This is a genomic window from Streptomyces sp. NTD91, from assembly GCF_059510455.1.
The window spans coordinates 241,134-264,214 of sequence record NZ_JCAJZW010000004.1; the positions used below are offsets into that span (position 1 = coordinate 241,134).

At 71.5% G+C, this 23,081-nt stretch carries 17 protein-coding genes, 4 tRNA genes and 1 other RNA gene; 15 read left to right on the plus strand and 7 right to left on the minus strand.

What is annotated here, in order from left to right; genetic code table 11:
• Positions 1-42 precede the first annotated feature (42 nt).
• Both AC5WRT_RS07150 and AC5WRT_RS07155 read left to right on the plus strand, forming a co-directional pair.
• The gene (locus AC5WRT_RS07150) at positions 43-765 is read left to right on the plus strand and encodes a hypothetical protein (protein ID WP_496092064.1); all 723 of its coding nucleotides are present in this window, start codon (positions 43-45) and stop codon (positions 763-765) included.
• Between the two features lie 34 nt (positions 766-799).
• Entirely contained in the window at positions 800-2,131 is a 1,332-nt protein-coding gene (locus AC5WRT_RS07155; protein ID WP_496092063.1) for a helicase-associated domain-containing protein, read from the plus strand.
• A 213-nt stretch (positions 2,132-2,344) separates the two neighbouring features.
• Here the strand turns inward: AC5WRT_RS07155 and AC5WRT_RS07160 are convergent.
• A tRNA-Ser gene (locus tag AC5WRT_RS07160) sits at positions 2,345-2,429 on the minus strand.
• A 97-nt stretch (positions 2,430-2,526) separates the two neighbouring features.
• On the opposite strand from AC5WRT_RS07160, the gene ffs reads away from it, so the two are divergent.
• From ffs to AC5WRT_RS07190, 6 genes are all read left to right on the plus strand, one after another.
• Positions 2,527-2,625: signal recognition particle sRNA small type (ffs, locus tag AC5WRT_RS07165), an RNA gene on the plus strand.
• Positions 2,626-2,679: 54 nt separating this feature from the next.
• Positions 2,680-5,055 (plus strand): DNA polymerase III subunit gamma and tau, encoded by a 2,376-nt coding sequence (locus tag AC5WRT_RS07170; protein WP_496092062.1) that lies wholly within the window; start codon positions 2,680-2,682, stop codon positions 5,053-5,055.
• Between the two features lie 380 nt (positions 5,056-5,435).
• A complete protein-coding gene (purD, locus tag AC5WRT_RS07175; RefSeq protein WP_496092061.1) occupies positions 5,436-6,713 on the plus strand; it encodes a phosphoribosylamine--glycine ligase in 1,278 nt (425 codons plus the stop codon).
• A 289-nt stretch (positions 6,714-7,002) separates the two neighbouring features.
• Entirely contained in the window at positions 7,003-9,189 is a 2,187-nt protein-coding gene (locus AC5WRT_RS07180) for a hypothetical protein (protein WP_496092060.1), read from the plus strand.
• Positions 9,190-9,634: 445 nt separating this feature from the next.
• Positions 9,635-11,116, plus strand: coding sequence for a N,N-dimethylformamidase beta subunit family domain-containing protein (locus tag AC5WRT_RS07185; RefSeq protein ID WP_496092059.1), 1,482 nt, complete (start codon positions 9,635-9,637; stop codon positions 11,114-11,116).
• Between the two features lie 120 nt (positions 11,117-11,236).
• Complete coding sequence (locus AC5WRT_RS07190) at positions 11,237-12,136, plus strand: phosphoribosylaminoimidazolesuccinocarboxamide synthase (RefSeq protein WP_496092058.1); 900 nt, start codon at positions 11,237-11,239, stop codon at positions 12,134-12,136.
• Between the two features lie 77 nt (positions 12,137-12,213).
• Here the strand turns inward: AC5WRT_RS07190 and AC5WRT_RS07195 are convergent.
• From AC5WRT_RS07195 to AC5WRT_RS07210, 4 genes are all read right to left on the minus strand, one after another.
• Positions 12,214-12,289, minus strand: a tRNA-Gly gene (locus AC5WRT_RS07195).
• Positions 12,290-12,789: 500 nt separating this feature from the next.
• Positions 12,790-12,862, minus strand: a tRNA-Gly gene (locus tag AC5WRT_RS07200).
• Between the two features lie 82 nt (positions 12,863-12,944).
• Positions 12,945-13,016, minus strand: a tRNA-Gly gene (locus tag AC5WRT_RS07205).
• 188 nt (positions 13,017-13,204) lie between these two features.
• Positions 13,205-13,522, minus strand: a complete 318-nt coding sequence (locus AC5WRT_RS07210) for a histone-like nucleoid-structuring protein Lsr2 (protein WP_031164632.1) — start codon at positions 13,520-13,522, stop codon at positions 13,205-13,207.
• 310 nt (positions 13,523-13,832) lie between these two features.
• Between AC5WRT_RS07210 and purS the strand changes: the two genes are divergently transcribed.
• The 7 genes from purS (at position 13,833) to purM (ending at position 21,291) form a co-directional block, all read left to right on the plus strand.
• On the plus strand, positions 13,833-14,096 hold the full coding sequence (purS, locus tag AC5WRT_RS07215) for a phosphoribosylformylglycinamidine synthase subunit PurS (protein WP_020124274.1): 264 nt from the start codon (positions 13,833-13,835) through the stop codon (positions 14,094-14,096).
• Positions 14,093-14,773, plus strand: coding sequence for a phosphoribosylformylglycinamidine synthase subunit PurQ (gene purQ, locus AC5WRT_RS07220; protein WP_496092057.1), 681 nt, complete (start codon positions 14,093-14,095; stop codon positions 14,771-14,773). The genes purS and purQ overlap by 4 nt, the downstream gene beginning before the upstream one ends.
• Positions 14,770-17,028 carry a phosphoribosylformylglycinamidine synthase subunit PurL gene (purL, locus tag AC5WRT_RS07225; RefSeq protein WP_496092056.1) on the plus strand — a complete coding sequence of 753 codons (2,259 nt, stop codon included), beginning with the start codon at positions 14,770-14,772 and terminating at the stop codon, positions 17,026-17,028. Before purQ ends, purL begins: the two co-directional genes overlap by 4 nt.
• Before the next feature lie 146 nt (positions 17,029-17,174).
• The gene (locus AC5WRT_RS07230) at positions 17,175-17,972 is read left to right on the plus strand and encodes a maleylpyruvate isomerase family mycothiol-dependent enzyme (RefSeq protein WP_496100018.1); all 798 of its coding nucleotides are present in this window, start codon (positions 17,175-17,177) and stop codon (positions 17,970-17,972) included.
• 57 nt (positions 17,973-18,029) lie between these two features.
• Positions 18,030-18,467 (plus strand): META domain-containing protein, encoded by a 438-nt coding sequence (locus AC5WRT_RS07235; protein ID WP_496092054.1) that lies wholly within the window; start codon positions 18,030-18,032, stop codon positions 18,465-18,467.
• 192 nt (positions 18,468-18,659) lie between these two features.
• Positions 18,660-20,189 (plus strand): amidophosphoribosyltransferase, encoded by a 1,530-nt coding sequence (gene purF / locus AC5WRT_RS07240; RefSeq protein WP_496092053.1) that lies wholly within the window; start codon positions 18,660-18,662, stop codon positions 20,187-20,189.
• 34 nt (positions 20,190-20,223) lie between these two features.
• Positions 20,224-21,291, plus strand: a complete 1,068-nt coding sequence (gene purM, locus AC5WRT_RS07245) for a phosphoribosylformylglycinamidine cyclo-ligase (RefSeq protein ID WP_496092052.1) — start codon at positions 20,224-20,226, stop codon at positions 21,289-21,291.
• 78 nt (positions 21,292-21,369) lie between these two features.
• On the opposite strand, the gene AC5WRT_RS07250 is transcribed toward purM, so the two are convergent.
• On the minus strand, positions 21,370-21,630 hold the full coding sequence (locus AC5WRT_RS07250; RefSeq protein ID WP_496092051.1) for a DUF3073 domain-containing protein: 261 nt from the start codon (positions 21,628-21,630) through the stop codon (positions 21,370-21,372).
• A gap of 290 nt (positions 21,631-21,920) precedes the next feature.
• Entirely contained in the window at positions 21,921-23,027 is a 1,107-nt protein-coding gene (locus AC5WRT_RS07255; RefSeq protein WP_496092050.1) for a Leu/Phe/Val dehydrogenase, read from the minus strand.
• Positions 23,028-23,081 lie beyond the last annotated feature (54 nt).

Below are 23,081 nucleotides of genomic sequence, written 5' to 3' on the forward strand. Positions count from 1 at the left end.
TCTGATGCACAGCGGGCACCCTGGAAGTGGCAGACTGTGACGGTGGTAATGCGTGACGAGGAACTGCTGGTCCGGGTAAGAGAGTTGAGGGAGCGCGGCAGAGCTCCGAAGCAGATTGCGAAGGCGCTGGGGCTGCGCCCGTCCCAGGCCGCGGCGCTGGTGAGACAGGCCGCCGAAGCGGCACAGGCGAACATCGCGCCGGATGAGCGGCCGGTGGTGGGCTGCTGGGTCAACGCGGGCTGGAGCGCGGGACTGGACATGGCCGGGGCCACGGCGTGGGCGGCGGCCGATCCTCTCGGCCAGAGACCGGAACCGGGCAGAGGCGGCTTCGCCCAGATTCTCTTGGCCCGCCAGGAACGTGCCAGCAGGGTGACCGTCACCGGGTTCCTGGTGGATGTGTACTGCCTGGGGGTCAAGAACGTCACCGACCCCGAGGTGATGGGCTCCGGATCCCTGACCACGTACGTACCGACGTACTACTCGGCCTTCGATCACCGGCCGCTGCCCATCGGCGTGGAGCAGGCGCAAACGATCGTGCACGACGCGGTCGCCTACGCCCGCGGTCTCGGCTTCGAGCCCGCGAGTGGCTTCGCCGACGCCGCAAGGCACCTGGGCTCCCCGCCCGGCGACCGGCCCGCCATCGGCTTCGGCCGGGACGGCAAGCCGTTCTACTTCTCCGGCCCCTACGACAGCCCGCGCAACGTGCTCCAGACCCTCGAACGCACCTGCGGCCCGGGCAACTACGACTACGTTGCCCACCTGTAGGCACGCGAGCGGCACGAAACGGGAAGCGCAAGCAGTGATACCGGTCGAACAGCAGCAGGAACCAACCGACACTCCACAAGTCCGGCACACCGAGCACGAGGCGCAGGCCAACCTGCTGTCGGTGCTGCGCCTGTGCATCACGGGGAAGCTGCGGTGCAGCGAGAAGACCCGCCGCCCCAGCGCCGCCACCGTCTCGGCGGTGACAGATGTCCTGGACGGCGGCGACTTCTATCCGCACGAGACCATCGCCGCCTTCGCCTGGCCGATGCTGCTCCAGGCAGGCGGCCTCGCCCAGCTCACCGGCGGCCGGCTGGCGCTGACCCCGCGCGGACGGTCCGCGCTGACCCGGCCACCTCATCTGACCATCGCCCAGCTGTGGAAGCGCTGGCTGAACAACAGCCTCCTGGACGAGTTCTGCCGCGTCGAGGAGATCAAGGGCCAGCGCTCGGCGAACGTCCTGACCGCCGCCAAACCGCGCCGCAAGCTCGTCGGCCAGGCACTGGCCGGCCTTACCCCGGGTGAGTGGACATCCGTCGACGGCCTGTTCACAGACATGCGCGCGGCCGGTCTGGATCCAGTCGTCCATCGCGGTGAACGCGCCTTGTGGAAGCTGTACCTGGAGGATCCGCAGTACGGCAGCCTCGGCTACGACGGCCACCACGGCTGGTCTCTCCTCCAGGGCCGGTACACCCTGGCGGTGCTCTTCGAGTACGCCGCCACGCTCGGCCTCATCGACATCGGGTACGTCCCCGCGGCGGGCGCCCGCGACGACTACCGGGAGAACTGGGGCGGCGACTACCTCGACCAGCTCAGCCGCTACGACGGCCTGTCCGCACTCCGCCTCAATCCCCTGGGCGCCCACGCCGCCGGCCTCACGGACGACTACGCCCCTGCCCGGGTCCCCGCCTCGGCCGCTCCTACGGGCACGGTCACCGTCCTGGCGAACTCCGACATCGTCGCCCTCGACGGGCTGCCCTCCGCCGACGCCCTCCTCCTGAACGCCTTCTGCCATCGGAAGGCCGACCGGGTCTGGACGCTCACCACCGCCTCTCTCCTGCACGCCCTCGATCACGGGCACACCCTCGACGAACTCCGTGGCTACCTGAACCAGGCCGGTTCGCACCCCGTACCGCAGACCGTCACCACCCTGCTCGACGACACCGCTCGCCGCATCGGTCGGCTCCGCGACGCAGGTCAGGTCCATCTCATCGAGTGCGTGGACCAGGCACTGGCCGCCCTCGTCATCAGCGACCGCCGTCTGCGCGCGCTGTGTACTCGCATCGGAGAGCGGCATCTCGCGGTCTCCCCCGACCGCCTGCCGGCGTTCCGCAAGGCCGCAGTGGCCCTGGGCTACCCGCTGGCCTGATGGCGCGAGGAGAGCCACTTCGGGGCACCTCGGGCCGGGTGCGGGGCGTGCGTAGACACATGACTGCTGATCATCGACAGAAGGACAGCTGCCGCGTGAGTTAAATATCCGGAATGCCGGAAATGAATGAGACCAAAACTGAGACCAGGCAACGTCGAGCAGCCGAACCGCGCATTGCGGCTCGGCTGCCCATTTCGCCTGGTCAGGCGGCTGCGGAGGATACGAGATTCGAACTCGTGAGGGGTTGCCCCCAACACGCTTTCCAAGCGTGCGCCCTAGGCCTCTAGGCGAATCCTCCGCCGGAAACATTACATGACCGAGGGGAGTGCTCGCGAACCCGTTCTCGCAGGCCCCCGTCGATTGCGGCCCGCCCGCCGCGATCGGGTACTCTGGGCCGCAGCCCCTCACGCGGCGCTATCTGACTGAACTCCCCCAGGGCCGGAAGGCAGCAAGGGTAGGTTGGCTCTGGCGGGTGCGTGGGGGGCGCTTGCGTTCCCGGGATCCGTGGCCGGGACCGGTTGTCAGTGGCCGCCTATAACCTCGTATGCGTGTCGTCTCTCGCGCTGTACCGCCGCTATCGTCCGGAGACCTTTGCCGAGGTCATCGGGCAGGAGCATGTCACCGACCCACTGCAGCAGGCGCTGCGGAACAACCGGGTCAATCACGCGTACCTGTTCAGCGGTCCGCGCGGCTGCGGCAAGACGACCAGCGCACGGATCCTCGCCCGCTGCCTCAACTGTGAAAAAGGTTCCACCCCGACCCCCTGCGGCGAGTGCCAGTCCTGCCGGGACCTCGCACGCAACGGGCCCGGCTCGATCGACGTCATCGAGATCGACGCGGCCTCTCACGGTGGTGTGGACGACGCCCGAGAGCTGCGCGAGAAGGCGTTCTTCGGCCCCGCCGCCAGCCGCTACAAGATCTACATCATCGACGAGGCCCACATGGTCACGTCGGCCGGCTTCAACGCGCTGCTGAAGGTCGTCGAGGAGCCGCCGGAGCATCTGAAGTTCATCTTCGCGACCACCGAGCCCGAGAAGGTCATCGGCACGATCCGGTCGCGGACCCACCACTACCCCTTCCGGCTCGTCCCGCCGGGCACCCTGCGGGACTACCTCGCCGAGGTGTGCCAGAAGGAGGACATCCCGGTCGAGGAGGGCGTCCTCCCGCTGGTCGTGCGCGCCGGCGCCGGGTCCGTGCGTGACTCCATGTCCGTCATGGACCAGCTCCTTGCCGGTGCCGGTGAGGAGGGTGTGACGTACGCCATGGCGACCTCCCTCCTCGGGTACACCGACGGCTCCCTCCTCGACTCCGTCGTCGAGGCCTTCGCCACCGGTGACGGCGCCGCCGCCTTCGAGGTCGTCGACCGTGTCATCGAGGGGGGCAACGACCCGCGCCGCTTCGTCGCCGACCTGCTGGAGCGGCTGCGCGACCTGGTGATCCTCGCCGCCGTGCCGGACGCCGTGGAGAAGGGGCTGCTGGACGCACCGGCCGACGTCCTGGAGCGGATGCAGGCTCAGGCCTCCACCTTCGGCGCAGCCGAGCTGAGCCGCGCCGCCGACCTCGTCAACGAGGGCCTGACCGAGATGCGCGGCGCCACCTCGCCCCGTCTCCAGCTGGAACTGATCTGCGCCCGCGTGCTGCTCCCCGCCGCATACGGCGACGAGCGTTCGGTGATGGCCCGCCTCGACCGCCTCGAGCGCGGCGTCCACTTCTCGGCCGGCACCGGCGCGCCCGTCATGGGATACGTCCCCGGGCCGGAGGCCCACGGCGGCGCCCCGATGCCGCCCGTCCCCCCCGGAAGCGGACCCGCGGCGGCCCGCGCGGCGGCCCGGGCGGCCGGCGGACCCGGGGTCGGGGGACCGGGCGTCGGCGGTCCCGGAGCGGATGGCCCCGGGTCCGGTGGCTCCGGCACCGGCGGTTCCGGCCCGGGTGGTCCCGGCCCGGGTGGTCCCGGCGCCGGTGGTCCCGGCGCCGGTGGTCCGGCCGCGGCCGCTCCCGCGCCCACAGGTCCCATGGCGCCGGTACCGTCTCCGGCCCCTTCTCCGGCGGCGCCTGCCTCGCCCGGCCCGGCGGCCTCCGCTCCCGCCCCCGCAGCCCAGGCACCGGCTCCGGCTCCGGCCGACAGTGCCTCCGCTCCAGGCGCGTGGCCGACGCCCGCGGCCGCCGGAAGCGGCCGGCGCCCCGGTGGCTGGCCCACGGCCGCGGCACCGGCGGGCGGCGCGCCGCAGAGCCAGGCCCCGGGCCGCTCCCCGGCGGTCCGGCAGCCCTCGGCACCCACCGCGAGCCCGGCATCCCCCGCAGCGCCCGCCGCCGCCCCCGCCGGTGGCCTCGACCCCCGCATGCTCTGGCCGAACATCCTGGAGGCGGTCAAGAACCGCCGCCGCTTCACCTGGATCCTGCTCAGCCAGAACGCCCAGGTGGCCGGGTTCGACGGCACCACCCTCCAACTCGGCTTCGTCAACGCCGGTGCGCGGGACAACTTCGCCGGCAGCGGCAGCGAGGACGTGCTGCGGGCAGCGCTGGCCGAGCAGTTCAACGTGCAGTGGAAGATCGAGGCGATCGTCGACCCGTCCGGCGGCGGTCCCACGCCCGCGTCCGCCGCGGGCTCGGGCTTCGGCGGCGGAGGCGGCTTCGGCGGCGCGGCCGCCGGCGGTGCCGGTGGCCACGGAGCCCCGGCCGCATCCCGCCCGGCCGCTCCCCAGTCGGCCCCGGAGGTGCCCGCGACCCCGCAGCCACGCCCCGCGAGTGCCCCGGCAGCGCCCGCCGCCGCCCCCCGCCCCGCCTCCGAGCCCCCGCCGGTCGCCCCCGAGGACGACATTCCCGAGGACGACGACCCCGACCTGGACGAGTCGGCCCTCTCCGGCCACGAACTGATCGTCCGGGAGCTGGGGGCGACGGTGGTGGAGGAGTTCTCGAACGAGTAGCCGGCCGGGCGGCGGGTGCCGTGGCTCGCCCGAGTCGCGGGCTTCCTGCGCACCGCGCCGCCCGACTCGCCGCCGCACCTTGTTTCACAGGGAGCTGTCCGAGCGGTCGGCCCTTGGGTTCCACCTGCTCGCCGAGCCTGCGCCCCGCCGCGCCCCCGAGCCGCGAGCGGCGGATGCCCGCGCCGACCGGGCCGGCCTCCCGTCCCACGCCGCGCCACCCCCGAGCGGGCCGACCGAGTCTGGTGTACGGGTGGCAGGGGGAACCCGCGGTCCGGGACGGGGCCACCAGGAGCGTCGCCCAGGCACCGGGCGTCCTTTGGAGGAAAGCCCAACAAACCCGGCTCCCGGCCTTCGGCGACCTTGCCATTAGGCTGGCCCCCGTGAAGGTCCTTGTCATCGGCGGCGGCGCCCGCGAACACGCCCTGTGCCGTTCCCTGTCCCTCGACCCCGACGTCACCGCGCTGCACTGCGCCCCCGGCAACGCCGGCATCGCCGAGGTGGCCGAGCTGCACCCCGTCGACGCGCTCGACGGCAACGCGGTCGCCGAGCTGGCCACAGGCCTCCGTGCCGACCTGGTCGTCGTCGGCCCGGAGGCCCCGCTGGTCGCCGGCGTGGCCGACGCCGTGCGTGCGGCGGGCATCCCGGTGTTCGGCCCGTCGAAGGAGGCCGCGCAGCTGGAGGGCTCCAAGGCCTTCGCCAAGGACGTCATGGCGGCGGCCGGGGTGCCGACCGCCCGGTCGTACGTCTGCACCACCGCCGAGGAGGTCGCCGAGGCGCTCGACGCCTTCGGTGCTCCCTACGTCGTCAAGGACGACGGTCTCGCCGCCGGCAAGGGTGTCGTCGTCACCGGCGACCTGGACGCCGCCAGGGCGCACGCCGCCGCCTGCGACCGGGTCGTCATCGAGGAGTTCCTCGACGGCCCCGAGGTGTCGCTCTTCGCGGTCACCGACGGCGAGACGGTCGTACCGCTCCAGCCCGCCCAGGACTTCAAGCGGGCCCTCGACGGAGACGAGGGCCCGAACACGGGCGGCATGGGCGCGTACTCCCCGCTGCCCTGGGCCGACCCGAAGCTGGTCGACGAGGTGCTCCAGACGGTCCTGCAGCCGACCGTCGACGAACTGCACCGCCGCGGCACCCCCTTCTCCGGTCTGCTCTACGCGGGCCTGGCCATCACCAGCCGCGGTGTCCGCGTGATCGAGTTCAATGCGCGCTTCGGCGACCCGGAGACCCAGGTCGTGCTGGCCCGGCTGAAGACCCCGCTGGCCGGCCTGCTGATGGCCGCCGCCACCGGCCACCTCGCCGACCTGGAGCCCCTGCGCTGGAGCGAGGACGCGGCCGTCACGGTCGTCGTCGCCTCGCACAACTACCCCGGCACCCCTCGCACCGGTGACCCGATCACGGGTCTGGACGAGGTGGCCGCCGAGGACGCCCCGCACGCGTACGTGCTGCACGCCGGCACCAAGGGGGACGGCGACCGCGTGGTCAGCGCGGGCGGGCGCGTGCTGTCCGTCACCGCCACCGGCACGGACCTGACCGAGGCCCGTGAGCGGGCCTACCGGGCGGTGGGCCGGATCCGTCTGGACGGCTCCCAGCACCGCACCGACATCGCCGCGAAGGCGGCGGAGGCGGCCGAGGCAGACCAGGCCGCCACCGCCTGACCTGCGTTCCCCGCGCGCCGTCCCGGCGCGCAGCAGCCGTACCCAGGCCCCGGATCCCCGATTCGGGGCCTGATCTTTGCTGTCTGTCATCCACCTCTGACCAAAGCCATTCCATCGAGTGGGCAATCAGCCATACGGCTGACGGGGGCCGGGGCCCCAACTAGGGTGCCGCGCAAGCATTCCGGCACTTGGCCCACCGGCATTGCGATGTCAGTGGCGGGTGCCACAGTGGGGGAGTGAGCATCACCAGGAGAGCACGGCACCGGCAGCGAGGGGGTGAGCGCGGGACGTGACCGGAATCGGTGCGGAGTTGGGCGCACAGGCCGCACGCTCCCGGGCCCTGGCCGTCCTGCGGGTCCGGGGCCGGGCGCTGGCCGTGGCCGTGCTGCCCGCGGCCGCCGCGGTGATCCTGCTGGCGGGCGGTGCGACCGGCCACTTCGTCGGCCCGGGCTGGGACACGGTCCGCCTGGTCGTGGGCGTGCTCGCCGTGCTGGTGCTGCTGGCCGCGGCCGGTATCGCCCTGGTCGTGGCGTGGGCCCGCCCCGCCGTCAGCCCCACGGTGCCGATCCCGGAGGAGTCCGCCCCGGATCTGTACCGGATGGTGCGCGACCTCGCCGACCGGCTGGACGTGCCGGCTCCCTCGGCCATAGCGCTCACCCCGGACTGCGACAGCTGGCTGGAGGACCGCACACACTCGGCGCACGGCCCGCCGTCGCGCCGCGCGTCCGGCGAGGACGAGCCGGCGGGCCCGGGCCGCCGCCGTGCCCCCGCCGCCCCCGTGCTCGTCATCGGCTCCCCGTTCCTGTGGTGGATGCGGGTCGGCGAGCTGCGCGCGGTCCTCGCCCCGGTCATCGCCGGTACGGGCCCTTCGGCGCACCCCGACATAGCGGCCGCCCGGCGCTTCGTGCGCGGTCTGGACGCGGCGGTCGCGGTCGCCTCGACACCGGGTCGCTGCCCGCTGACCCGTGGCGTCTGCGCGGCCCTCGGCTGGGTGGCCCGGCTGCTGCTGCGCGGCTGCCGGGAGCACGCGACGCTGATGGAGCGCGGGGTCGCCGCGGCGGCGGCCGAGCGCGCCCAGGCCGTCGACTACGGCCTGCGGATCGTAGCCCAGGAGCAGGTCGGCCTCGCCTACGCCGGCTGGGACCGGCTGCTGACCCGGGTCGCGCTGCCCGCCTGGCGGATGGGCCGCTGGCCCTCCGGGCTGGACGCGGGCGTGGTGGCGGCGCTCACCGAGCTGTCCCGGCGCGACCGACTGGCCGAGGGCTTCACCTCCCGGCTCGGCGAGCGTCCCGCGTGCGACCTCCTGGAGGAGCCGGGCGCGGTGGACGAGGCCGCGTCCCTCCTCGCCGCCCGCCTCTTCCACGGCGGCCCGGCGGAGCCCGGCCCGGGCTGGGCGCCGGTGGACTGGCAGACGTATCCGGAGGAGGTCGTGGACCGCACCTGGCGCGCCAACGCGGCCCGCCTGCACCGGGTCCTGGACTCCCTCGGCGTCCGCCCCTCCCACGACCCCACGGTCCCCGAGCCCGGCGGCGCCACCCTGGCCCGGGTCCTGGACCACCTCACCGAGCCGGACAGGCACGCGGCGATATCGAAGGCTCCCGCCCCCGTCCCGCACGCCACCACCGCCCAGACCCCACCATCCCACCCGCAAGCCGCCGAGAACCCGCGGCCCACCACGCCCGACGACGAAAGCGGCACGAGCGGTGCGGACGGCAGGCGAATCCGCACCGAAGGCGCCCCGGAGCCTGACGTCGCCCGTGCCGATCTCCCGCAGGGGTCCGGTGATTCCGAGCCGGACGCCATCCGTGCGGAGGGCTCGCAGGCTCCCGGCGGGGGATCCGGTGATTCCGAGCGGGAGGCTGTCCGTGCGGAGGGCTCGCAGGCGCTCTACGATTCCGGGCCGGGCGTCGCTCATGTCGATCTCCCGCAGGGTCCCGGTGATTCGGGACCGGATGTCGCCCATGTCGATCTCCCCCGGGGACCCGGCGATTCCGGGCCGGACGACGCCCGCGCCGGACACCCCCAGGCACCTCCCGAAGCCGAGCCGGAACCGGTGGCCGACGAATCTCCCGGCACCGAGCGCAGCGCCATCCTCGCCGCCGGTCTGACCGCCGAGCTGGCCCGCGAGGAGGCCCGTACGCCGGGAACCGGCGCGACCGCCACCGGCCAGAGCACCGAGCGCAGCCTGTGGGACGACGGCGGCCTGCCGCTCTTCCCGCTGCAACCCCCGCGCAGCGCACGCGACTTGCTCACCGAGCACGTCACCGCGATGGTGTGCTGCGCGGCCGTCGACACCGCCGGCGCGGTCCCCGCCCTGGACTGGCTGGACGGTCCCGCCCTCCTGCTCGGCGGCGAACGGGCCGCCGATCTCACTGCCAGGGTGCTCCGCCTGATCGAGGAGGGGGACCCGGGCCCGCTGCGCGACTGGCTGGCCGCCTCCGGAATACGTCCCGAAAAGCCCGTACGGCTCGTCTGAGGCGGCGTCGCAGCCCTCCGAGCCCGCACCGCGAGGCCAACCGCCAGCCCGGCGACCTGCCAGGCCTCCGCGAGACCTTGCAGGCGGGCCGCCGAGGAGCCCCCGGTTTCCCGGGGCCGTGTTCAAGCCCTTCCGAGGCCCCCGGCCGAGGCCCCAACAGACCCCTCCGACGCCGCCCTCCGCCGCCCCCACCCACGCTCTCGCGAGCCCGTCGAACGGGAGTCCCGTCTTCCACTTCAGGTCAATTCGCAACGACTAGTGACCGAGCCCGTGCGTTATGTGATGTGCTGGGAGCGACCACGCACTTGGCAAGAGCGAGCGACATACGACAGCACGCCCGAGCACGACCGGCATCACCGAGCACAGCTGCGCACCACGAGGACAGCGGGTACGGCGACCGCCACCGGGACAGGACGACAACGGGGGACGAGGGAGGGGAGCGATCATGGCCTCGGACCACATCCGGCGCTGGGAGTCCGGAGCGCTCGCGCACGCCGTCACGGATCCCTTCGGACAGGGCCCGGTGCCCTGGCTGCGCGGCAGCGAGACCTACTTCGACGACACCGGTCACGTCGTGCCCTGGTACGTCGACCCGAGTGCGCAGGTGCGCACCGGCGCCGGCCCCGCCCCGCGCGTACCCGGCCCCCGCGCGTCCGACGACGTGCACCGCCAGATCAAGGGCTTCGTCTCCACCGGCGCCGTCTCGCCCGGCGAGGCGATCGACTTCCACATCACGGTCGACCCGCCGCAGGAGTTCGGCGTCGACATCTACCGGATCGGCCACTACGGCGGCGACGGCGCAGCGAAGATCACCACCAGCCCGCGGCTGTCCGGCATCGTCCAGCCCCCGCCGCTGGCCGCCGACCGCACGGTCTCCTGCCACCACTGGTGGCTGTCCTGGCGTCTCCAGGTGCCCTCGCACTGGCGCATCGGGGCCTACGTCGCCGTCCTCACCACCACCGACGGCTACCGCTCCCACGTGCCGTTCACGATCCGCGACGACCACCCCGCCGACCTGCTCCTGCTGCTGCCGGACATCACCTGGCAGGCGTACAACCTGTATCCGGAGGACGGCCGTACCGGCGCGAGCCTCTACCACGCCTGGGACGAGAAGGGCCGTCTCCTCGGCGAGGCGGACGCGGCGACGACGGTCTCCTTCGACCGGCCGTACGCAGGCGCGGGACTGCCGCTGCACGTCGGGCACGCCTACGACTTCATCCGCTGGGCCGAGCGCTACGGCTACGACCTCGCCTACGCCGAGGCCCGCGATCTGCACGCCGGCCGGGTCGATCCCGGCCGGTACCGGGGCCTGGTCTTCCCGGGGCACGACGAGTACTGGTCGGTGCCGATGCGCCGGGCCGTGGAGGAGGCCCGGGACCGGGGCAGCTCGCTGGTCTTCCTCTCCGCCAACACCATGTACTGGCGGGTGGAGCTTGGCCCGTCCCCGTCCGGCGTCCCGGACCGGCTGCTGACCTGCCGCAAGCGCAAGGGTCCCGGAAAGCCCGTGCTGTGGCGCGAGATCGACCGGCCCGAGCAGCAGCTGCTCGGCATCCAGTACGCGGGCCGGGTGCCGGAGCCGCATCCGCTGATCGTCCGCAACGCCGACCACTGGCTGTGGGAGGCGACCGGCGCGCACGAGGGCGACGAGATCCCCGGCCTGGTGGCGGGCGAGGCCGACCGGTACTTCCCGCGTGCCCCGCTGCCCGCGCACGAGGAACGCGTCCTGCTCGCCCACTCCCCCTACACCGACGGCGACGGCGTCCTGCGCCACCAGGAGACGTCCCTGTACCGCGCTCCTTCGGGCGCCTGGGTCTTCGCCGCCGGCACCTTCGCCTGGTCCCCGGCCCTGGACCGTCCGGGCCATGTGGACCCCCGTGTCCAGCGGGCCACGGCGAACCTGCTGGACCGTATCTGCAAACGCGACTGACCCGCTGTCCGGCTCGGGGGTCCCATACGGGACAATCGAGCCATCGGCCCGCCCGTCTCCCACCACCCCCCCCATACGAGCCCTGCGGGCCCCCCACTTTTTCAACCACGGGGAGGAACCGTGTCCGGATTCGTAGAAAAGCCCGAGCCGATTCAGGTTCCGGGCCTGGTGCACCTGCACACCGGAAAGGTGCGCGAGCTGTACCAGAACGAGGCGGGCGACCTCGTGATGGTCGCCAGCGATCGCATGTCCGCGTACGACTGGGTGCTGCCCACACAGATCCCCGACAAGGGCCGTGTCCTCACCCAGCTCTCCCTGTGGTGGTTCGACCAGCTGCGCGACATCGCCTCCAACCACGTGATCAGCACCGAACTGCCGGAGGGAGCCCCCGCCGACTGGAAGGGCCGCACGCTGGTCTGCAAGTCGCTGCGGATGGTCCCGGTCGAGTGCGTGGCCCGGGGCTATCTCACCGGTTCGGGCCTGCTGGAGTACAAGGAGTCCCGTACGGTCTGCGGCCTCGCCCTGCCCGAGGGCCTCGTCGACGGCTCGGAGCTCCCCGCCCCGATCTTCACCCCGGCCACCAAGGCCGCGGTCGGCGAGCACGACGAGAACGTCTCCTACGAGGAGGTGGCCCGCCAGGTCGGCGCCGAGACCGCCGCCCAGCTGCGCCAGGCGACCCTCGCCGTGTACTCCCGCGCCCGGGACATCGCCCGGGACCGGGGGATCATCCTCGCGGACACCAAGTTCGAGTTCGGCTTCGACGGCGACGCCCTGGTCCTCGCCGACGAGGTCCTCACCCCGGACTCCTCCCGCTTCTGGCCGGCCGACCAGTGGCAGCCGGGCCGCGCCCAGCCGTCGTACGACAAGCAGTTCGTCCGGGACTGGCTGACCTCCGCGGAGTCCGGCTGGGACCGTAAGAGCGAGCAGCCTCCGCCGCCGCTGCCGCAGCAGGTCGTCGAGGCGACCCGGCAGAAGTACATCGAGGCGTACGAGCGGCTCACGGGCCTGACCTGGAGTTGACCCCACGGACACGGCCCCCGGTCGAGAACCGGGGGCCGACGCGAGAAGCCCCCGGTGAGGAACCGGGGGCTTCTTCATGGAGCGGACGACGAGGCTCGAACTCGCGACCTCAACCTTGGCAAGGTTGCGCTCTACCAACTGAGCTACGTCCGCCTTGCGCCGTGGCGCGAGAGCAACTATACCCAACCTCGCTCGCCCGCGAGACACACCACCGCACGACGGTTCTGCGCGCCGTGTTCCGCCCCGGCCGGGGAGGCTGCTCCCGGAGGTGCCGGCGACGACGCCCGCCCGCTCGGCGATGTCCGTGACCGGGCCCGACCGCAGCACGGCCGTCTCCGGCGAGGCGGCCTCGGAATCCGTACGCGCCGACGGTCAACTGTGCGCCGGGGCAACGGTTTCGGCGTGTACGGCCTGGACGGTCCGGGTGAGCCGCTGGGCGCCGGCCGGCGCCGGACGCCCCTCGAACCCGTGCACGCCTGCCGTGCACGCCCGTGCCGGCCGACCGGGCCGCGCTCGTGTCCGCTGACGACCGGCGCCGGGGCGGTTTCGTGCGCGGGGATGTGGCGACCTTCACATCGTGACCATCCCAGGGTGCGCGCCCCCGGCGGGTACATGAAAAGACCCCGGCCCAGAGGACCGGGGTCTCATTCCCGAGCGGACGACGAGGCTCGAACTCGCGACCTCAACCTTGGCAAGGTTGCGCTCTACCAACTGAGCTACGTCCGCACTGCTCCCGACCGGCTCCCACCGATCGGTGCGAGCACCAGCCTACCTGATCCACAGGAGTGGTCGTGACGACCGGTGCCGGAGCGGGTGACAGGAATTGCACACTGCGCCTTCCCCCTGGAAGGGGGATGTTCTGCTACTGAACTACACCCGCACGGTCCTCGGGGCTGTGCCTTCCGGCCTCACCCCTCGGCGTGTCCCAGACACTAGCCGATCAACAGGGGGGTCGCGCAAGTCGGCTCCCTCCTGCTGCCCGGAATGCCCAAGTGCGCGGCCCTCAGGGCCCGGTGACGGACCCTGAGGACTGCCCCTTCGCGGGCTTCGTGACCCCCTGGGCGGGGTTCACTGCGCGGCGCTGAACGCCTCGTAGACCTTCTTGGGGATGCGTCCGCGGGCCGGGACGTCCATCTTGTTGGCCTGGGCCCAGGCGCGGACGGCCGCCGGGTCGGGCGCGACCTCCGTCTGCTTGTACGCCTTGCCGGACCTCGACCGCTTGCGGCCGGCCTCGACGTAGGGCGCGAGCGCCTTGCGCAGTTTCTTGGCGTTGGTTTCGTTCAGGTCGATCTCGTACGACTTGCCGTCGAGCCCGAAGGCGATCGTTTCCGCCGCTTCCGAGCCGTCGATGTCGTCAAAGAGCGTGACCACGACCTTTTGCGCCACGAATATCGGTCCCTTCGTGCGGCACGTCGATACAGCTCAACGGTGACGACGTGCCGAGTATCGGCTATTGCCAATTCATTTGTACAGTGCCCGGCAATGCAAAGTGAAGCCCGACTAAATCCGTCCGCGTGTCCGAAGACAATAGGTGAACGGGACGGACTGTGGAACTTTCCCAGAACTTTTCGCGGGCGTGCGGCTCCGACACCCGATCGTGATGCGCCTCACGTAGTTTCCTACAACTCTACCCGCGTAGAAATTTGGTGCGGGTAGTCTGAAGGGACCTGCTCAGCACCACACACCGGGAGTGCCAGTGGCACGCGTCGTAGTCGACGTCATGCTCAAGCCGGAGATCCTCGACCCCCAGGGCCAGGCGGTCCAGCGTGCGCTGCCGCGCCTGGGTTTCGAAGGGATCTCGGACGTCCGTCAGGGAAAGCGTTTCGAACTGGAAGTTGACGGGCCGGTCGACGAGGCCGTGCTCGCCCGCATCCACGATCTTGCGGAATCCTTCCTCGCGAACACCGTGATCGAGGACTTCACCGTCAAGGTCGAAGAAGTGGCGGAGGCGGCCAAGTGACCGCTCGTATTGGCGTCGTCACTTTCCCGGGCAGCCTCGACGATCAGGATGCCCAGCGCGCGATCCGTCTCGCGGGTGCCGAACCGGTCGCCCTGTGGCACAAGGACAAGGACCTCAGGCAGGTCGACGCTGTTGTCCTGCCCGGCGGTTTCTCCTACGGCGACTATCTGCGCGCCGGTGCCATCTCCCGGTTCTCGCCGGTGATGGAGGCGGTCATCGAGCAGGCGAAGGCCGGCCTTCCGGTCCTCGGCATCTGCAACGGCTTCCAGATCCTCACCGAGGCCCACCTCCTCCCGGGCGGCATGCTCGGCAACGACCACCTCCACTTCATCTGCCGCGACCAGAAGCTGCGGGTGGAGAACGCGGAGACCGCCTGGACCAGCGACTACCGCGCCGGCCAGGAGATCCACATCCCGCTGAAGAACATGGACGGCCGGTACGTCGCCGACGAGTACACGCTCGACAAGCTGGAGGCGGAGGGCCGCGTGGTCTTCCGGTACGTCGACTTCAACCCGAACGGCTCGCTCAACGACATCGCCGGCATCACCAACGAGGCCGGCAACGTCGTGGGCCTGATGCCACACCCCGAGCACGCCGTCGAGCCGCTGGTCGGCACGGGCCGTACCGACGGGCTCCCCTTCTTCACCTCGATCCTCAAGAAGCTGGTCAACGCATGAGCCGGACGCCTCTGGACACGGTCGAGCACGCGGCCGCGACCCCCGACGTCGAGCTGCCCTGGGCCGAACTCGGCCTCAAGAAGGACGAGTACGAGCGGGTGGTGGAGATCCTCGGCCGCCGTCCCACCGGTGCCGAACTCGCCATGTACTCGGTCATGTGGTCCGAGCACTGCTCGTACAAGTCCTCCAAGGTCCATCTGCGCCAGTTCGGCGAGAAGGCGCCCGAGAGCGACGCGCTGCTCGTCGGCATCGGCGAGAACGCCGGTGTGGTGGACGTCGGCCAGGGTTACGCGGTCACCTTCAAGGTCGAGTCGCACAACCACCCGTCGTACGTCGAGCCCTACCAGGGCGCGGCCACGGGTGTCGGCGGCATCGTCCGCGACATCATCGCGATGGGCGCCCGCCCGGTGGCCGTGGTCGACCCGCTGCGCTTCGGCGCGGCCGACCACCCCGACACCAAGCGCGTCCTGCCCGGCGTGGTCGCCGGCATCGGCGGCTACGGCAACTGCCTCGGCCTGCCCAACATCGGCGGCGAGGTCGTCTTCGACGCCTGCTACCAGGGCAACCCGCTGGTCAACGCCGGTGCCATCGGCGTCATGCGGCACGAGGACATCCACCTCGCCAAGGCCTCCGGCGCGGGCAACAAGGTCATCCTGTACGGCGCCCGGACCGGCGGCGACGGCATCGGCGGCGCGTCGATCCTGGCCTCCGAGACCTTCGACGACGCCAAGCCCTCCAAGCGCCCCGCGGTGCAGGTCGGCGACCCCTTCCAGGAGAAGCTGCTCATCGAGTGCACCCTGGAGGCCTTCAAGGAGAAGCTGGTCGTCGGCATCCAGGACCTCGGCGCGGCCGGCCTGTCCTGCGCCACCAGTGAGCTGGCGTCGAACGGCTCCGGCGGTATGCGCGTCACCCTGGACGACGTGCCCCTGCGCGACTCGACCCTCTCGCCCGAGGAGATCCTCATGAGCGAGTCGCAGGAGCGCATGTGCGCGGTCGTGGAGCCGGAGAAGGTCGACCGCTTCCTGGCGATCTGCGAGAAGTGGGACGTCATCGCCACCGTCGTCGGTGAGGTGACCGACGGCGACCGGCTGGAGATCTTCTGGCACGGCGAGAAGATCGTGGACGTCGACCCGCGTACGGTCGCCCACGAGGGCCCGACCTACGAGCGGCCGTACGCCCGGCCGGACTGGCAGGACGCCCTCCAGGCCGACGACGCGGACAAGCTGCCCCGGCCGCAGACGGGCGAGGAGCTGAAGGACCAGGTCCTGAAGCTGGTCGCCTCCCCGAACCAGGCCTCCAAGAAGTGGATCACCCAGCAGTACGACCACCTCGTGCAGGGCAACACCGTCCTCGCCCAGCCGGAGGACTCCGGCATGATCCGCGTGGACGAGGAGACCGGTCTCGGGGTCGCCATCGCGACGGACGGCAACGGCCGCTACGCCAAGCTCGACCCGTACACGGGCGCGCAGCTGGCGCTGGCCGAGGCGTACCGGAACGTGGCGACGACGGGCGCCAAGCCGCTGGCGGTCTCCGACTGCCTGAACTTCGGCTCGCCCGAGGACCCGGCCGTGATGTGGCAGTTCGCGGAGGCCGTGCGCGGTCTGGCGGACGCCTGCCTGCAGCTCGGCACGCCGGTGACCGGCGGCAACGTCTCGCTCTACAACCAGACCGGAGAGGCGGCGATCCACCCGACACCGGTGGTCGCGGTCCTGGGCGTGATCGACGACGTCGCGCGTCGCACGCCGGTCGCCTTCCAGGAGGAGGGGCAGCTGATCTACCTCCTCGGCGACACCCGTGAGGAGTTCGGCGGCTCGGCCTGGTCCCAGGTGATCCACGACCACCTCGGCGGCCTGCCCCCGAAGGTCGACCTGGAGCGGGAGCGGCTGCTGGCGGAGATCCTGATCTCCGCCTCCCGCGACGGCATGATCGACTCCGCGCACGACCTGTCCGACGGCGGCCTGATCCAGGCAGTGGTGGAGTCCGCGCTGCTCGGTGGCCAGGGCGCCCGGCTGGTCGTACCGGACGGTCTGGACGCCTTCACCTTCCTGTTCTCCGAGTCGGCCGGCCGCGCGATCGTCGCCGTGCCGCGCTCGGAGGAGGTCCGCTTCAACGACATGTGCGGTGCGCGGGGCCTGCCGGCCACCCGCATCGGTGTCGTGGACGGCGACACGGTGGAGGTCCAGGGCGCGTTCACGCTCAGGCTGGAGGAGCTGAGGAAGGCCCACGAGGAGACCGTCCCGGCGCTGCTCGCGTAAACGCCGCACGCCTGTGCAGGGCCCCGTCCGGAACACCGGGCGGGGCCTTTGCGCACACGGCCTCAGATCCTCCGCCGAAGGTGGCGCCACGGGTGTGCCGGAAAAGGCCCTGAAGGGGCGCGCGGCGAAGGCATAGGCTCACCGTCATGCCACCGGCCAGGAAGCGCGCCCGCAGCTACGACCCCGCCAAGACCCGAGCAGCCGTCTTCGCCCAGTTCGGCAAGGTGCGAGAGGCCGTACGCGGCCTCGGCCCCGAGCAGCTCGCCCTGCCCACCCGGCTCGGCGAATGGACCGTACGCGATCTCGTCGCGCACATCGGCATGGCGCTCACCGCGATCAGCCGGGCCCTGGACCTGCCGGAGCCGGCGAAGGCGGACGCCGTGCCGCTCGACTGGCCGTTCGCCACCTCGGCCAACTCCGCGGCCATCGACGCGTACACCCGCGACCTGGCCGCCCAGCACTCCGACCCGGACGCCTACCTCGCGGACGTCGACGCCTCCCTGCGCGCCCTCCTCGACGAGCACCCCGGCACCCGGATCCTGCCGACCAGTGTCGGCGCCCTGTCGCTGGACGACTATCTGGTCACCCGCACCGTCGAGCTGGTCGTCCACACCGACGACCTGAACGCCGCCGTGCCCGGCCTGGACGTGCCGTACGACCGCCGGGCGCTGGCCGCCGCCACCCGGCTGCTCGCCGACGCGCTCGCCGTGAAGGCGCCCGGCGGCTCGACCGAGGTGCGGGTGCCGCCGTACGCCGTGGTGCAGTGCGTCGAGGGGCCCCGGCACACCCGGGGCACGCCGCCGAACGTCGTGGAGACCGACCCACTGACCTGGATCCGGCTCGCCACCGGCCGGGTGAGCTGGAAGGACGCCCTGGCGGAGGCCAAGGTGAGCGCGAGCGGGGAGCGCGCCGACCTCGGAGGCTTGCTGCCGATCATGGCGTGAGCGGAACCGTCGGGACCGGTCCGCCGTCGAATCAGCATGAACCGGTACAAGCAACGCATGATCCTCGCGTCGGCGGCCGGCCTGCTCGCCGCGCTCACGGTGGCGTGCGGCAACGGGAGGGCGGACAGTGGTGCGGTGACCGTCCAGCAGCCCGTGACCGGCATCGACTGGCGGGTCGACAGCCTCACCGTCGGCGATACGACCCGCCACGCGCCCGCCTCCGCTCGCCTGCGCATCGACGCGGACGGCAGGGCGGCCGGCAACCTCGGCTGCAACCAGTTCAGCGCCCGGGCCACCGTCCACGGCGACCGCATCACGCTCGGCGATCTGCGCACCACCAGGATGGCCTGCGGACCGGAGCGCATGGACTTCGAACGCGCCCTCGCGCGCGCCCTCACCACCGGCACGCTCGTCGCCAGGACGGACCACGCGAAACTCACGCTCACGGACGGCGACGGCGACCTCATCCGCCTCAGCCGCAACGCGGGCGGATGATGTGCGACACCTCACGTACGCGTCCGGCACCCGGACCCCCGAGCGCCGCCCGCAGGTTCGTCACCCACTCCCCAAGCGCTCCGCTGACCAGCAAAAACGCGGAAACACACAAGGTGATCGACGAGAGGCGGTGCACCCCGGGCACGGATCCCCAATTCGGACCAGTGGTCGACCTCGCCTACACTCGGTGGCGTGCCACGTGGTGACGGTCGACTCAATCACGATCTGCTTCCCGGCGAGAAAGGCCCCCAGGACGCTTGCGGCGTCTTCGGTGTCTGGGCTCCGGGCGAAGAGGTCGCAAAGCTCACGTACTTCGGGCTCTACGCCCTCCAGCACCGGGGTCAGGAATCCGCGGGAATCGCGGTCAGCAACGGCTCCCAGATCCTCGTCTTCAAGGACATGGGCCTGGTCTCCCAGGTCTTCGACGAGACCTCGCTCGGCTCGCTCCAGGGTCACATCGCGGTCGGACACGCCCGCTACTCGACCACCGGCGCCTCCGTGTGGGAGAACGCCCAGCCGACGTTCCGCGCCACCGCGCACGGCTCGATCGCGCTCGGCCACAACGGCAACCTGGTCAACACGGCGCAGCTCGCCGAGATGGTCGCCGACCTGCCGAACGACAACAACAGCCGCTCCACCCGGGTCGCGGCCACCAACGACACCGACCTGCTGACGGCGCTGCTCGCCGCCCAGGTCGACGAGGACGGCAAGCCGCTCACCATCGAGGAGGCGGCCCACCAGGTCCTCCCGAAGGTGCGGGGCGCCTTCTCGCTCGTCTTCATGGACGAGCACACCCTCTACACCGCCCGCGACCCGCAGGGCATCCGCCCGCTGGTGCTCGGCCGACTGGAGCGCGGCTGGGTGGTCGCCTCCGAGACCGCTGCCCTGGACATCTGCGGTGCGAGCTTCGTCCGCGAGATCGAGCCGGGCGAGTTCGTCGCCATCGACGAGAACGGACTGCGCAGCTCCCGATTCGCGGATGCGAAGCCCAAGGGCTGTGTCTTCGAGTACGTGTACCTGGCCCGCCCGGACACCGACATCGCCGGCCGGAACGTGTACCTCTCCCGCGTGGAGATGGGCCGCCGGCTCGCCAAGGAGGCCCCGGTCGAGGCCGACCTGGTCATAGCGACCCCGGAGTCCGGCACCCCCGCCGCCATCGGCTACGCGGAGGCCTCGGGCATCCCCTTCGGCTCCGGCCTGGTGAAGAACGCCTACGTCGGCCGGACCTTCATCCAGCCCTCGCAGACCATCCGCCAGCTCGGTATCCGCCTCAAGCTGAACCCGCTGAAGGAAGTCATCAAGGGCAAGCGCCTGGTCGTCGTCGACGACTCGATCGTGCGCGGCAACACCCAGCGGGCCCTGGTCCGCATGCTGCGCGAGGCCGGCGCCGCCGAGGTCCACATCCGGATCTCCTCGCCGCCCGTGAAGTGGCCCTGCTTCTTCGGCATCGACTTCGCCACGCGCGCGGAACTCATCGCCAACGGCATGACCATCGAGGAGATCGGCACCTCGCTCGGCGCCGACTCGCTCGCCTACATCTCCATCGACGGCATGATCGAGGCGACCACGATCGCCAAGCCGAACCTGTGCCGCGCCTGCTTCGACGGCGATTACCCGATGGAGCTGCCGGATCCCGAGCTGCTCGGCAAGCAGCTGCTGGAGACCGAGCTGGCGGCCGGTCCCGCCGCCACGGCCGCGGCCGATGCGATCCGCCGCCCGTAACACCCTGCAGTACGACACGAAAGTTCTCACAGTCATGCCTGAGACAACTGGTGCCAGCTACGCAGCGGCGGGCGTCGACATCGAGGCGGGCGACCGCGCGGTCGAGCTGATGAAGGAGTGGGTGAAGAAGACCCGGCGCCCCGAGGTCCTCGGCGGCCTCGGCGGCTTCGCCGGCCTCTTCGACGCCTCCGCCCTCAAGCGCTACGAGCGCCCGCTGCTCGCCTCCGCCACCGACGGCGTCGGCACGAAGGTCGACGTCGCGCGCCGCATGGGCGTCTACGACACCATCGGCCACGACCTGGTCGCCATGGTCATGGACGACATCGTGGTGTGCGGTGCCGAGCCGCTGTTCATGACCGACTACATCTGCGTCGGCAAGGTCCACCCCGAGCGCGTCGCGGCCATCGTGAAGGGCATCGCGGAGGGCTGTGTGCTCGCCGGATGCGCCCTCGTGGGCGGCGAGACGGCCGAACACCCCGGTCTCCTCGGCGAGGACGACTTCGACGTCGCCGGGGCCGGCACGGGCGTCGTGGAGGCCGACCGGCTGCTCGGCGCGGACCGCATCCGCACGGGCGACGCGGTGATCGCCATGGCGTCCTCCGGGCTTCACTCCAACGGGTACTCCCTGGTCCGGCACGTCCTGCTGAACACGGCGGGTCTTGCCCTGGAGTCGGAGGTCGCCGAACTCGGCCGCACCCTCGGCGAGGAGCTGCTGGAGCCCACGAAGATCTACTCGCTGGACTGCCTCGCGCTGACCCGGACCACGGACGTGCACGCGTTCAGCCACATCACCGGCGGCGGACTCGCGGCCAACCTGGCCCGCGTGATCCCCGACACGCTGCATGCCGTCGTCGACCGCTCCACCTGGACCCCGGGCGCGATATTCGACCTGGTCGGGAAGACCGGGAACGTCGAGCGCCTGGAGTTGGAGAAGACCCTGAACATGGGCGTCGGCATGATGGCGATCGTCCCCGCGGAGTCCGCCGAGGTCGCCCTCGCGACCTTGGAGGACCGTGGGGTCGAGGCCTGGGTGGCCGGCGAGATCACCGAACGGGGCGCCAGGGAGACCGGCGCGGAGCTGGTCGGGGACTACGCGGCCTGATCCCGCGGTCGGTGACCGTGCGGACAGCACAGAAACCGGTCGGTGGCACTGCCACCGACCGGACTGGTCAATGCAAGGTCAAGCGCCGCGACGGTGCTGGTGAGGACTCTCGTCCTCATCCTCGTCGTCGTCCTCGTAGAGGTCGGCGTACCGACGGTACAGGTCGTCGTCGTCCTGCTCATCGGCGTCCTCGAAACGGTCACCGTTCGGCGACTGGTTCGACGGTGACGTCGATGCGCCCAGCTCCTCGGCCAGGCGTGAGAGGTCCGTCCCACCGCTGTTGTACTTCAGCTGGCGGGCGACCTTCGTCTGCTTGGCCTTGGCCCGGCCGCGCCCCATGGCTCGACCCCCTCAACGACGGGGCTCGACGGCCCCAGAGTCTGACACGCGTTCATGATCTGGAACGGACTCTCCGTGGAGAGGCCGGTCCGTAGGGCTTCCACGGTACCTGAGCCCGCGCCCATACGGTACGTCGCCCGCAGCACGCGCGTGTGCACAGGACCGTCGAGGCGCCCTGTCCTCGCTGGTCAGTGGCGATTTTAACCACTTATCGGGGAACGACCCGCCGGTGGAAGTGAGAGTTCTCTCTAAGTTCCCGCCGACGGGTACCGCTCACCTGTGCGACCCGGTCACTGCGCGGCGTGCCCGACGCGTGCCTCGGCCATCCGCTGCTCGGCGATCCGGTCGGCCGCGGCGGCCGGCGGAATCCCGTCTTCCTTCGCACGTGCGAAGATTTCCAGCGTGGTGTCGAAGATCTTCGCGGCCTTCGCCCTGCACCGGTCGAAGTCGAACCCGTGCAGCTCGTCGGCGACCTGGATGACCCCGCCGGCGTTCACCACGTAGTCCGGCGCGTAGAGGATCCCGCGGTCGGCGAGGTCCTTCTCCACGCCGGGGTGCGCGAGCTGGTTGTTGGCCGCGCCGCACACCACCTTGGCGGTCAGCACGGGGACGGAGCTGTCGTTCAGGGCACCGCCGAGCGCGCAGGGGGCATAGATGTCGAGCCCCTCGACCCGGATCAGGTCCTCGGTGTCGGCGACCGCCGTCACGCCCGCGGGGTACTGCTCGAGGATGCGCTGGACGGCGTCCGCGCGCACGTCCGTGATCACGACCTCGGCGCCCTCGTCGCGCAGGTGCTTCACCAGGTGGTGGCCGACCTTGCCGACGCCGGCGATGCCGACCTTGCGGCCGCGCAGCGACGGGTCGCCCCACAGGTGCTGGGCGGAGGCGCGCATGCCCTGGTAGACGCCGAAGGAGGTGAGCACGGAGGAGTCGCCGGCGCCGCCGTTCTCCGGGGAGCGGCCGGTGGTCCAGCGGCACTCGCGGGCCACGATGTCCATGTCGGCGACGTACGTGCCGACGTCGCAGGCGGTGACGTAGCGCCCGCCGAGGGAGGCGACCATGCGGCCGTAGGCGAGGAGCAGCTCCTCGGTCCTGTCGCGCTCCGGGTCGCCGATGATCACGGCCTTGCCACCGCCGTGGTCGAGGCCGGCCATGGCGTTCTTGTAGGACATGCCGCGTGCGAGGTTGAGGGCGTCGGCGATCGCCTCGGCCTCGGTCGCGTACGGGTAGAAGCGCGTGCCGCCGAGGGCCGGGCCCAGGGCGGTGGAATGGATGGCGATCACGGCCTTCAGGCCGGTGGCGCGGTCCTGGCAGAGCACGACCTGCTCGTGGCCGCCCTGGTCCGAGTGGAACAGGGTGTGCAGGACATCGGCAGGTGCGCCAATTACGTCGGTCACTGTGGTGACTCCTGTGTAAAGAGCGGCGAGTGGGGTGGAACCCCGTACGGGTGG

Excerpts from the sequence above, each read along its gene's own strand:
- AC5WRT_RS07185 (WP_496092059.1), top strand. The coding sequence starts at position 9,635 with ATGGCCTCGGACCACATCCGGCGCTGGGAGTCCGGAGCGCTCGCGCAC.
- purM (WP_496092052.1), top strand. The coding sequence starts at position 20,224 with ATGCCTGAGACAACTGGTGCCAGCTACGCAGCGGCGGGCGTCGACATC.
- AC5WRT_RS07235 (WP_496092054.1), top strand. The coding sequence starts at position 18,030 with ATGATCCTCGCGTCGGCGGCCGGCCTGCTCGCCGCGCTCACGGTGGCG.
- purL (WP_496092056.1), top strand. The coding sequence starts at position 14,770 with ATGAGCCGGACGCCTCTGGACACGGTCGAGCACGCGGCCGCGACCCCC.
- AC5WRT_RS07230 (WP_496100018.1), top strand. The coding sequence starts at position 17,175 with ATGCCACCGGCCAGGAAGCGCGCCCGCAGCTACGACCCCGCCAAGACC.
- AC5WRT_RS07250 (WP_496092051.1), bottom strand. The coding sequence starts at position 21,630 with ATGGGGCGCGGCCGGGCCAAGGCCAAGCAGACGAAGGTCGCCCGCCAG.